The organism is Aeromonas veronii, assembly GCF_040215105.1.
Classification (GTDB): Bacteria; Pseudomonadota; Gammaproteobacteria; order Enterobacterales; family Aeromonadaceae; genus Aeromonas; species Aeromonas veronii_G.
This window is the reverse complement of the sequence record NZ_CP157875.1, coordinates 2001368-2013531: the sequence shown is the minus strand read 5'-3', so window position 1 is coordinate 2013531 and position 12164 is coordinate 2001368. Positions and strand designations below refer to the sequence as shown.

Below are 12164 nucleotides of genomic sequence, written 5' to 3'. Positions count from 1 at the left end.
CAATAGCGCCAGATCACAGTTCTCGCTAAAACTTTCGGGGGATCTGTGCCATAATGCGCGCCATTTGACAGACCAACCGGGACATTCCAGTGCTTTCAAGCAACAACATCACCATGCAGTTCGGCGCCAAGCCGCTGTTTGAGAACATCAGCGTCAAGTTTGGCGGCGGCAACCGCTACGGCCTCATCGGCGCAAACGGCTGTGGCAAGTCCACCTTCATGAAGATCCTCGGCGGCGATCTGGAGCCCACTGGCGGTAATGTGAGCCTGGACGTCAATGAGCGTATCGGTAAGCTGCGCCAGGATCAGTTCGCCTACGAAGAGATGCGCGTGCTGGACGTGGTCATGATGGGCCACATCGAGCTGTGGGCCGCCATCGCCGAGCGTGACGCCATCTATGCGAACCTGGAAGCGACCGACGACGACTACATGAAGGCCGCCGAGCTCGAAGGCCTGGTCGCCGAGTACGACGGGTACACCGCCGAATCCCGCGCTGGCGAGCTGCTGCTGGGCGCCGGCATCCCCATCGAACAGCACAACGGCCCCATGAGCGAAGTGGCGCCGGGCTGGAAGCTGCGGGTGCTGTTGGCACAAGCGCTGTTCTCCAACCCCGATATCCTGCTGCTGGACGAACCGACCAACAACCTGGACATCAACACCATTCGCTGGCTGGAGCAGGTGCTCAACGATCGCGAGAGCACCATGATCATCATCTCTCACGACCGTCACTTCCTGAACTCCGTCTGCACCCACATGGCGGATCTGGATTACGGCGAGCTGCGGGTCTACCCGGGCAACTACGACGAGTACATGACCGCGGCCACCCAGGCTCGTGAGCGTCTGATCGCCGACAACGCCAAGAAGAAGGCCCAGATTGCCGACTTGCAGTCCTTCGTCTCCCGCTTCAGCGCCAACGCCTCCAAGTCCAGCCAGGCGACGTCTCGCCTCAAGCAGATCGACAAGATCAAGATTGAAGAAGTGAAGGTCTCCAGCCGTCAGAACCCCTTCATCCGCTTCGAGCAGGAGAAGAAGCTCTATCGCAACATCCTGGAAGTGGAAGGCGTCTCCAAGGGTTATGGCGAGGCTCCCCTGTTCAAGGGCCTCAACATGATGCTGGAAGTGGGCGAGAAGGTCGCCATCCTGGGTACCAACGGCATCGGTAAATCCACCCTGATCAAGACCCTGGTCGGCTCACTGGCACCGGATACCGGCACCATCAAGTGGTCCGAGAACGCCCAGATCGGCTACTACGCTCAGGATCACGCGGAAGACTTCGACACCGATCTCAACGTGTTCGACTGGATGGCCCAGTGGAAGCAGGCCAACGAAGACGAACAGGCGGTGCGCTCCGTGCTGGGTCGCCTGCTGTTCTCCCAGGACGACATCAAGAAGCCGGTCAAGGTGCTCTCCGGTGGTGAACAGGGCCGCATGCTGTTCGGCAAGCTGATGATGCAGCGCCCCAACATCCTGATCATGGATGAGCCGACCAACCACCTGGACATGGAATCTATCGAATCCTTGAACTTGGCGCTGGAGATGTATCAGGGCACCCTCATCTTCGTCTCCCACGACCGCGAGTTCGTCTCCTCCCTGGCGACCCGGATCCTGGAGCTGACCGAGAACGGCATCCGCGACTTCGGCGGTACCTATGAGGATTACCTGCGCACTCAGGGCGTGGTGTAAGCCTCCCCCTGCTCAAGCAGTCATGCAAACCGGCGCCCAGGCGCCGGTTTTTTATTGTCCTATGTGTATGCCTGCCTACCCGCAGTGCCTGTCTATCCGTAGTACCGCCTGCCTATCCGTATTACCTATCTATCAGCGTGGCCTGTCTGCATGTGCTCCGGGTCGCCGAGTCCCTCACCGCCGGCATCCCCTACTCCGAACCGGCCTCAGTGGGATGTGTTGTTAGCATTCCCAGGACATGGGAAGCAATTCCCCGTACACCAAGATGCTGCCAAAGCCATTCATATCAACGCACTTCATCTGCACTGACTGAATTTCACCGATGAATATCGCTGCAAAACCAAAATTTCATGGATAAAAAAACGGCCCCGATGTGGGGCCGTTTTCGATGGGTTGCGATGCCGGATTACTCGACGGTCGCTTCCACGTCGGTGAAGTACTCAATCTTGGCGGACTTGCGCAGCCCGTCGATGAGCGCCTTGTAGTCGGCCTGGGCTTTGCCCTGGCCAAGCTGGCCTTGCAGCAGGTTGACCATCTCGGACGGCTTCTCGGTCACATTGACCTTGTCCAGCGCCACTACCACGCGATCGCCATTGGCTTCAGCAACCAGTTCGACGCTCGGCTTGCCATCCTTCGGATGGGGCATGCGGAAGGCCTGGGCCAGCAGGTTCTGATCCAGATCCTGGGTGAAGCGCACGACACCCTTGTGGGCCTCGACCTTGGCACCCAGGGCGGTCAGATCGGCCTGGATATCGTCACCGGCATGCAGCTTGTCCAGCAGGGCCTGCGCCTTGCCACGGGCCACTTCGCTCGCCTTGTCATGCTTGATGGCCGCAACCACCTGCTCCTTGACCTCGGCCAGCGGCTTGGCGGCCTTGGGCTGATGGCCCATGATGTGCAGCACCAGTGCCTTGCCATCCCCGAGTTCAATCACGTCGGAGTTGGTGTTGTCATCGCGCAGCTGTTCGGAGAAGGCGGCGGAGATCACCTTGGGATCGTTCAGCGGTGCCGGGGCATCGGCCTGGCTGAAGTAATCGGAGGAGACCACCTTCAGGCCCATGGCTTCTGCAGTCAGATCCAGGGAGTCCGGGTTCTCGAAGCTGCTGTCAGCCATCTTCTGCTGCTCGGCAAAGAACTGCTCCTTGGCCTTGTCAGACTGCAGACGGGTGATGGTCTCGCTCATCACATCGACAAACGGCTTGGTCTTGGCCGATTCGACCGCCAGCAGCTTGATGATGTGGAAACCGAACGGGCTCTTCACCACGGTGGAGAGATCGCCAGCCTTGGCCAGGGCAAAGGCCGCCTTCTCGAAGGCCGGATCCATCACCCCTTTCTCGAACCAGTCCAGCTCGCCGCCCTTCTTGGCGGAGAAGGTATCGGACGAGTTGGCCTTGGCCAGGGCAGCGAAATCTTCACCGCCTTTCGCCTTGACCAGCAGGGCTTCGGCTTGCTGCTCGGCCGCCTTCTCATCCTTGCCAAACGGGATCAGGATGTGGGCCACCTGACGACGCTCCGCACGCTGGAACAGGTCCTGGTGCTGATCGTAGTAATCCTGCGCATCCTGCTCGGTCACCTTGATGTCTTTGCTCAAGGTGGCGGCATCCAGCAGCAGATAGTCGACCTTGACCTTCTCGTCATTCATGAAGCGGGTGCTGTTGGCCTTGTAGAACTGCTCCACCTCGGCGTCGGTCACCTGAACCTCGTCGACGTAGGCTGCGGCCGCCAGACGCACCAGACGCAGATCGCGAGTCTGGTTGTAGAGCTTGTCTAGCTGCTCCGCTTCACCCTTGAGGGCGAACTCGGAACCCAGCACGGCGCCCATCAGCTGCTGACGCACCATGTCCTGGCGCAGGGAGTCACGGAACATCTCCGGGGTCATGCCGGCGCGGCGGATGAGTTGCAGATAGCGGTCGTTGTTGAACTTGCCGTTCTCGGCAAATTCCGGCATCGCGACGATGGCCTGCTTGATCTGCTCGTCGCTGACGCGCAGACCCAGCTCACGGGCCTTGCCGTCGATCAGCGCCTGATCGATGAGACGGTCAAGAACGCCGCGACGGAACTGTTTCATGTAATCGGGATTGGCGGCCAGCTGGTTGAAGGCTTCCCCCATCTGGGATTCCATGCGGGCCCGCTCGTTACGATAGGCATTCTCCAGTGCGGGAGCACTGATGTCATTGCCGTTGACGGTAGCGGGGGCGGTACGTGCCGGGCCATTGAGGTAGCTACCTACACCGGCCAAGGCAAAGGAGAGGATGATCAGGCCCAAGATAACCTTGGCTACCTTGCCCTGCGCCCCTTCGCGTAGTTTATCCAACATCATGTTTGTACTTATGCTCCCGAACTCGATGGGCGTAAATAATGAAAAGGCGCACCGATTGCGATGCGCCTTGGTCAATCAGTATGAGGGAGAGCCCTCTCACTTGTCTGGTCTGTGACCAAGGACGGTGCCGATGTGGTATCAGCGTCCGACTTAGTTGACCGCGTCTTTCAGGGCCTTGCCGGCTTTGAAGGCAGGAACTTTACCGGCGGCGATTTCGATGGTCGCACCAGTTTGCGGGTTGCGGCCGGAACGAGCAGCACGCTCACGAACAGCGAAAGTACCGAAGCCAACCAGCGCAACCTGGTCACCCTCTTTCAGCGCTTCACCAACGGCATCGATGAAAGCATCCAGCGCACGGCCAGCAGCGGCTTTGGAGATATCAGCACCGTCTGCAATCTTGTCAATCAGTTGAGATTTATTCACTCTTATTTTCCCCTATTATCGAACATCGCTGCGGCGCTGATTTCCCTGGCCACAACAGTGGAGGTTTTATAGCAAGCCTCCTGATCAGTTGCAAGTGACAATCTGGCGCAAACCCGCGCCACATCACGCATTGCGACTCATCATGAGTACCCGATCGGTGGTCAAGGCTACTTCCGTTATCCGGCGCATGCAAGCCTTAACCACCCCTCGAATGCGCCAAATTTGCGGCGCATCAACATTTACACGACAGAAACGCGTTCGAAACCCTGCGGATTGTCTTGCAGTGCCAGCGCCAGCACCTCATCTATCCAGCGAACCGGATAGATTTCAAGGTCTTGTTTGACGTTGGCCGGGATTTCTTCGAGATCCCGCTCATTCTCTTTCGGGATCAGCACCCGCTTGATGCCACCACGGTGAGCCGCCAGCAGCTTCTCCTTGAGACCACCGATGGGCAGCACTTCGCCGCGCAGGGTGATCTCGCCGGTCATGGCTACGTCGGCACGCACCGGGTTGCCAGTCAGGCTGGAGACCAGAGCGGTACACATGGCGATACCGGCACTCGGGCCATCTTTCGGGGTCGCCCCTTCCGGCACGTGCACGTGGATGTCGCGCTTCTCGTAGAAGTCACCGTTGATGCGCAGCTTCTCGGCACGGGCCCGCACCACTGTCATGGCCGCCTGGATGGACTCCTGCATCACATCACCGAGAGATCCGGTGTAGGTCAGCTTGCCCTTGCCCGGCATGTTGGTGGTCTCGATGGTGAGCAGATCGCCCCCCACCTCGGTCCAAGCCAGACCGCACACCTGACCAATCTGGTTCTGGTCGGTGGCCTTGCCGTAGTCGAAGCGCTGTACCCCGAGGAACTCCTTGAGGTTCTCCTGATTGACCAGAACATGCTTGATGCTCTTGTCCAGCAGGATCCGCTTGACCGCCTTGCGACAGATCTTGGAGATCTCGCGCTCCAGACTACGCACCCCCGCCTCGCGGGTGTAGTAGCGGATAACCCCGATCAGCGCCGAGTCATCGATGGTGATCTCCGCAGGCTTCAAGCCATTGCGCTGGATCTGCTTGGCCACCAGATGCTGCTTGGCGATGTTGAGCTTCTCGTCCTCGGTGTAACCGGACAGACGGATCACTTCCATCCGGTCCAGCAGCGGACCCGGAATGTTCATGGAGTTGGAAGTGGCCACGAACATCACGTCCGACAGGTCATAGTCCACTTCCAGATAGTGATCGTTGAAGCTGCTGTTCTGTTCGGGATCCAGCACTTCCAGCAAGGCAGATGCGGGATCGCCGCGCATGTCCGAGCTCATCTTGTCGATCTCGTCGAGCAGGAACAGCGGGTTCTTCACGCCGACTTTCGCCATCTTCTGGATGAGCTTGCCGGGCATGGAGCCGATGTAGGTACGGCGATGACCGCGGATCTCCGCCTCGTCACGCACGCCGCCGAGCGCCATGCGCACATATTTGCGGCCGGTGGCCTTGGCGATGGACTGACCCAGCGAGGTCTTGCCCACACCGGGAGGCCCAACCAGGCAGAGGATGGGGCCCTTGAGCTTGTTGACCCGCGCCTGCACCGCCAGATACTCGAGGATGCGATCCTTGACCTTGTCCAGGCCATAATGATCCGCGTCCAGCACTTCCTGGGCCTTGCCGAGGTCTTTTTTGACCTTGGAGCGGGCTTTCCAGGGCACCTGCACCATCCAGTCCACGTAGCTGCGCACGACCGTGGCTTCGGCAGACATGGGGGACATCATCTTCAGCTTGGCGAGCTCGGCCTGGGCCTTCTCACGGGCATCTTCCGGCATCCCCGCCTCTTCAATCTTGCGATTGAGGGCTTCGAATTCGTCCGGACTGTCTTCCAGCTCACCCAGCTCTTTCTGGATGGCCTTCATCTGCTCATTGAGGTAATACTCCCGCTGGCTCTTCTCCATCTGCTTCTTGACCCGGGAGCGGATGCGTTTCTCGACCTGCAGCAGGTCGATCTCCGACTCCATCATGGCCATCAGAAACTCGATGCGCTCGGACACGGAGGCGATTTCCAGCACCTTCTGCTTGTCTTCGAGCTTGAGCGGCATGTGGGCCGCCATGGTGTCCGCCAGGCGGGCAGCATCATCGATCGCCGAGATCGAGGTAAGCACCTCGGGCGGGATCTTCTTGTTGAGCTTGATGTAACCTTCAAACTGGCCGATGGCGGAGCGCACCAGCACATCCTGGTCCTTCTCGTCGATGGCGGCAGACGCGATGTACTGCGCCTCCCCGACGAAGAAGTCCTTGTCATCGATCATCCGCTCAAGACGGGCACGCTGACCCCCTTCCACCAGCACCTTGACGGTGCCATCCGGCAGCTTGAGCATCTGCAAAATGTTAGCCACTGTCCCGACGGTGAAGATCTCCTCCACCGTAGGCTCGTCTGTCGACGCATCCTTCTGGGCCACCAGCAGGACTTTCTTGTCCTGCTCCATGGCCGCTTCCAGACAGCGAATGGATTTTTCCCGCCCCACAAAGAGTGGAATGACCATGTGGGGGTAAACCACCACGTCACGAAGAGGCAGGACGGGAATCTCGATGCGTTCAGAACGCTCTAGGTTCATATATGTCCTCTCGGCTTGTTATACCGTTGGCAAAGCGCTTGGCAGAGTATATGGGGGCGCAAAGATGAGATTCAATCGCCTTGGCCGTAAAAAGCAAGAAAGGGGCAAAATGCCCCTTTATGTGATTAAAAATCAGCCAGTTACTCTGAAGCAGCGGCCTGAGTCTCGGAATTGTCGTAGATCATCAGGGGGGCGGAGTCGCCCTTGATCACCGTCTCGTCGATCACCACCTTGCTGACCCCTTTCAGGGATGGCAGGTCGTACATGGTGTCGAGCAGCACGGCTTCGACGATGGATCGCAGACCCCGGGCACCGGTTTTGCGCTCCATAGCCTTGCGCGCGATGGCGTTCAGGGCGTCGTCGCGGAACTCCAGTTCCACCTCTTCCAGGGCAAACAGGGCGGCATACTGCTTGGTCAGGGCGTTTTTCGGCTCTTTCAGGATCTGGATGAGGGCAGCCTCGTCCAGCTCGGTGAGGGTCGCCACCACGGGCAGACGGCCGATGAACTCGGGGATAAGACCGTATTTGATCAAATCTTCCGGTTCCACCTTGGCAAAGTTCTCGCTCAGGGTCGCCTTGGCATTCTTGGATTTGACGTCGGCGCCAAAGCCGATGCCGGTCCCCTTGACGGAGCGCTGCTCGATGACCTTGTCCAGGCCCGCGAAGGCGCCACCACAGATGAACAGGATCTTGGAGGTATCGACCTGCAAAAACTCCTGCTGCGGGTGCTTGCGGCCCCCTTGCGGCGGTACCGAGGCGATGGTGCCCTCGATCAGCTTGAGCAGTGCCTGCTGCACCCCTTCCCCGGAGACGTCACGGGTGATGGAGGGGTTGTCCGACTTGCGGGAGATCTTGTCGATCTCGTCGATGTAGACGATGCCACGCTGGGCCTTCTCCACGTCGTAGTCGCACTTTTGCAGCAGCTTCTGGATGATGTTCTCCACGTCCTCACCCACGTAACCGGCTTCGGTCAGGGTGGTGGCATCGGCCATGGTGAAGGGTACATCCAGCAGACGGGCCAGGGTCTCGGCCAGCAGGGTCTTGCCGCTGCCGGTGGGACCGATCAGCAGAATGTTGGACTTGCCAAGCTCCACCCCACCGGACTCGCTGCCGCTGCGCAGCCGCTTGTAGTGGTTGTAGACTGCAACGGCCAGTACCTTCTTGGCGTACTCCTGACCGATCACGTAGTCATCCAGGTGAGCACGGATCTCATGAGGGGTCGGCAGCTCGCTGCCATCACGCTTGGGGGAGATCTCGCGGATCTCCTCGCGGATGATGTCGTTGCACAGCTCGACACACTCGTCACATACATAGACGGAAGGGCCAGCGATCAGCTTGCGCACTTCATGCTGGCTCTTGCCGCAGAAAGAGCAATAAAGCAGCTTGTCGCCCTCACCCTTGCGTTTCTCTGTCATTCAGCAACCTCGTTTTATCAATAGAGGATGGATATCGTCCTGCTGAGTTTACAACAGGACGGGGTACCCTGCTCAAGCACACCCTTTGGGAAAATCGTCACCCAGGAGCGCTCAAGTCGGCTTGACGGACCTGACCGTGACTCAGCCGCGCTGGCTCAGGATGCCGTCCACCAGACCGTAGGCCACGGCCTGCTCCGCCGACATGAAGTTGTCACGGTCGGTATCGCGCTCGATGGTGGCCATGTCCTGGCCGGTATGGAAGGCCAGACGATCGTTCAGGGTGTTCTTGATCTTCAAAATTTCCTGGGCGTGGATCTGGATGTCAGAAGCCTGACCCTGGAAGCCGCCAAGGGGCTGGTGGATCATCACCCGGGCGTTTGGCAGGCAGAAGCGCTTGCCCTTGGCACCGCCGGCCAGCAGGAAGGCGCCCATGGAGCAGGCCTGCCCCATGCAGACGGTGCTGACGTCCGGTTTGATGAACTGCATGGTGTCATAGATGGACATCCCCGCAGTGACGGCGCCACCCGGCGAGTTGATGTAGATGCTGATGTCCTGATCCGGGTTCTCGGATTCGAGGAACAGCAGTTGGGCCACCACCAGGTTCGCCATGTGATCCTCGACCTGACCGGTCAGGAAGATCACCCGCTCTTTGAGCAGACGGGAATAGATGTCGTAGGAACGCTCACCCTTGGCCGTTTGCTCTACCACCATAGGGATGAGCGCATTGCGTGGGGATTCAGTCACATCGTTATAGTTTTTGTACATAAGGCATTGTCCCTAAAATAAAATGGCCCGAGTGGAGATCACACGAGCCATTATACTTAACAGTTTTGACCTTAAGTCAAATGATCTTAGGCAGCGGCACCGGACTTGTTGATCACGTCGTCGAAGGCCACTTCTTTCTCGGTCACTTGGGCCTTGGACAGGATCAGGTCGATGGCTTGATCTTCAACCGCCAGATTGCGGACGCCGTTCAGCATCTGCTCGTTCTTCTGGTAGTACTCGATCACTTCCTTCGGATCTTCGTAAGCGGTGGCCATGGACTCGATGATGCTGGTCACACGGGCTTCGTCAGCCTTGATCTCGTTGGTGCGGATGACATCACCCAGCAGCAGACCCACGCGGACGCGGCGCTCGGCTTGAGCCTGGAACAGCTCGGCCGGCAGCTCGGGAGCGTTGCCGCCCTGGAAGCCACCGAAGCGCTGCAGCGCCTGCTGACGCAGGGTGTCGATTTCCTGGGCAACAGCAGCCTTGGGCAGATCGATCTGGTTGGCTTCAACCAGGCCGTTCAGCACTTGCTCTTTCACGCTGTTTTTCAGGGCTTGGGCCAGTTCGCGCTCCATGTTCTTGCGCACTTCGGCTTTCAGCTCTTCCACGTTGCCGCTTTCGATGCCGAAGCGCTTGACGAACTCTTCGGTCAGCTCAGGCAGTACCTGCTCTTCAACCTTGGTCAGCTTGGAGGCAAACTTGGCCGCCTTGCCTTTCAGGTTTTCGGCGTGGTAGTCAGCCGGGAAGGTCACTTCGATGGTGAACTCGTCGCCGGCTTTCTTGCCGATGATGGCGTCTTCGAAGCCCGGGATCATGCGGCCAGCGCCCAGTTCCAGTGCGAAGCCTTCGGCCTTGCCGCCGTCGAACTCTTCACCGTCGATGGAGCCGACGAAGTCCAGGGTCACACGCATGCCGTTGGCGGCAGCGGTGTCCACTTCGGACCAGGTGGCGTGCTGCTTGCGCAGGGTGTCAATCATGTTGGCCAGATCGGCATCCTTGACGGAAGCAACCGGCTTCTCGACCTTGATGCTCTCCAGACCGGCAACTTCAAACTCAGGGTATACTTCGAAAGTGGCGGTGAATTCGAAATCTTGGCCTTCCTTGATCTCTTTCGGATCCATGGTCGGCGCACCGGCCGGGCTCAGTTTGTTTTCGATGATGGCTTTGATGAAGTTGTTCTGCATCATTTCATCGGCAACGCGGGCATGGGCCATGGCACCAAACATCTTCTTGATGATGGTCGCCGGTGCCTTGCCAGGACGGAAGCCGTCGATGCGACGAGTCTTGGCCAGGCCATTCAATTCTTTGCGCACGGCAGCGTCAACGGTCGCAGCCGGTACGGTGATGGTAAGACGGCGTTCCAGACCCTGGGTTGTCTCTACAGAAACTTGCATTCTTTTACCTCGTTCAACTCAGCACTGCGTGCTGACCCTTTATTACCCCTGGGCACATACCCGGAGTCTTCCTGTTTATAAAGACAACGACTGTCTTTGTGATGAGAAAATTTGACGCGACATTATAGCGGCGCACAGTGGTCGCGTCGAGCCGCACATCCCCCATCCGGGGCGCAGACGGCACAATTTGCGCAAGTCTGACCCCTATATGGGGAAAGCGGGCCGCGAGTTCAAGCATCCAGGACGCAATAATTTGCACTGGCTCACTCTTTTTGCTCCAAAAGCCCCTATTTTTCATGGGAATGGGCCCCAGACCGGGCCAGGCCTGGGGGCTGCGACCCAAACTGTCCGCCTTGTCATCTCAACCATTGCGTCCCTTGATGGGGATCGCTATGGTGACAGCCAACTTATGAGTCTGGAGTGACCCAAATGACCTTTTTTCGCTTCTTGTTTAACCTGCTCTGGTTTGTACTGGGGGGCGTCTTCATGGGGCTGGCCTGGTGGCTGGCCGGGCTGCTCTGTTTCGTCTCCCTGATAGGGATCCCCTGGGGACGCGCCTGCTTCGTCATCGGCACCTTCACCTTCTTCCCGTTTGGCAAGCAGGCGGTGAGTCGCAAGTCCATGACAGGCCAGAGCGACATCGGCACAGGGGCCCTGGGGATGATTGGCAACATCCTCTGGTTCCTGGTGATCGGGGTCTGGCTCGCCATCGGCCACATCGCCTCGGCCCTAGCCTGCTTTGTCACCATCGTCGGCATCCCCTTTGGCATCCAGCACCTCAAACTCGCCCTGATCGCCCTGGCCCCCATCGGCCAGATGGTGGTGACCAATCAGGAGGCCGAGTCCGGCCGCTATATCCGTTAATTCGCCCGTCGCAGACTAGGCGAAGGCGCAGAAAAAAGGGCAGACTAGGGTCTGCCCTTTTTCATTGCCATTGTTCGAGGTCTCCATGCTTCCCAGCCATTTCTTCGCCAACCTCGCCCGCATGCGGCTCATCTACCGCTGGCCGCTGATGCGCAACATCCAGCCGGAGAACATCGCCGAGCACAGCCTGCAGGTCGCCATGGTCGCCCATGCTCTCGGCGTCATCGGCAACCGCTTGTTCGGGGGCAACGTCGATGCCAACCGTGCCGCTGTCATGGCCCTCTACCATGACAGCAGCGAGGTGCTGACCGGCGATCTCCCGACCCCGGTCAAGTACTTCAACCCCGAGATAGCCCGTGAATACAAGAAGATAGAGCTTGCCGCCGAGCAGCGCCTGCTGGGGATGCTGCCCCCGGAACTGGTCGAGGATTTTCGCCCCCTGCTGGACTCGGGTGCCCAGGACGACGCGCTCGCCCGGCTGGTGAAAGACGCGGACACCCTCTGCGCCTACACCAAGTGCCTCGAGGAGATGAATGCCGGCAACCGGGAGTTTGAACCGGCCAGGAAACGCCTCGAGCAGATGCTGGACGCACGGATGAACCCCGCCATGCGCTACTTTATCGACGTGTTCGTGGCGAGTTTTTCACTACCTCTTGATGAATTGAATGCCCATTGATGCTGTTAACCATAACTTGTGCATGATT

Annotated in this window: 9 protein-coding genes; 3 read left to right on the top strand and 6 right to left on the bottom strand. The window is 58.9% G+C overall.

Annotated elements, in window-relative coordinates; genetic code table 11:
• Nucleotides 1–89 precede the first annotated feature (89 nt).
• Nucleotides 90–1682 (top strand): ABC-F family ATPase, encoded by a 1593-nt coding sequence (locus ABNP46_RS09225; RefSeq protein WP_349922091.1) that lies wholly within the window; start codon nucleotides 90–92, stop codon nucleotides 1680–1682.
• A 406-nt stretch (nucleotides 1683–2088) separates the two neighbouring features.
• On the opposite strand, the gene ppiD is transcribed toward ABNP46_RS09225, so the two are convergent.
• The 6 genes from ppiD to tig form a co-directional block, all read right to left on the bottom strand.
• Nucleotides 2089–4002, bottom strand: a complete 1914-nt coding sequence (ppiD, locus tag ABNP46_RS09220; protein ID WP_349922090.1) for a peptidylprolyl isomerase — start codon at nucleotides 4000–4002, stop codon at nucleotides 2089–2091.
• Nucleotides 4003–4152: 150 nt separating this feature from the next.
• Complete coding sequence (hupB, locus tag ABNP46_RS09215; RefSeq protein ID WP_005315375.1) at nucleotides 4153–4425, bottom strand: nucleoid-associated protein HU-beta; 273 nt, start codon at nucleotides 4423–4425, stop codon at nucleotides 4153–4155.
• A gap of 239 nt (nucleotides 4426–4664) precedes the next feature.
• A complete protein-coding gene (gene lon / locus ABNP46_RS09210; RefSeq protein ID WP_349922089.1) occupies nucleotides 4665–7019 on the bottom strand; it encodes an endopeptidase La in 2355 nt (784 codons plus the stop codon).
• Nucleotides 7020–7159: 140 nt separating this feature from the next.
• Entirely contained in the window at nucleotides 7160–8434 is a 1275-nt protein-coding gene (gene clpX, locus ABNP46_RS09205; RefSeq protein WP_349922088.1) for an ATP-dependent protease ATP-binding subunit ClpX, read from the bottom strand.
• Between the two features lie 141 nt (nucleotides 8435–8575).
• The gene (gene clpP / locus ABNP46_RS09200; RefSeq protein ID WP_005324106.1) at nucleotides 8576–9199 is read right to left on the bottom strand and encodes an ATP-dependent Clp endopeptidase proteolytic subunit ClpP; all 624 of its coding nucleotides are present in this window, start codon (nucleotides 9197–9199) and stop codon (nucleotides 8576–8578) included.
• Between the two features lie 86 nt (nucleotides 9200–9285).
• Entirely contained in the window at nucleotides 9286–10596 is a 1311-nt protein-coding gene (gene tig, locus ABNP46_RS09195) for a trigger factor (protein ID WP_349922087.1), read from the bottom strand.
• Between the two features lie 429 nt (nucleotides 10597–11025).
• On the opposite strand from tig, the gene ABNP46_RS09190 reads away from it, so the two are divergent.
• Together ABNP46_RS09190 and yfbR are read left to right on the top strand one after the other, a co-directional pair.
• Nucleotides 11026–11460, top strand: coding sequence for a YccF domain-containing protein (locus tag ABNP46_RS09190; protein WP_349922086.1), 435 nt, complete (start codon nucleotides 11026–11028; stop codon nucleotides 11458–11460).
• Between the two features lie 85 nt (nucleotides 11461–11545).
• Nucleotides 11546–12136 carry a 5'-deoxynucleotidase gene (yfbR, locus tag ABNP46_RS09185; RefSeq protein WP_349922085.1) on the top strand — a complete coding sequence of 197 codons (591 nt, stop codon included), beginning with the start codon at nucleotides 11546–11548 and terminating at the stop codon, nucleotides 12134–12136.
• The last annotated feature ends 28 nt before the right edge of the window (nucleotides 12137–12164 follow it).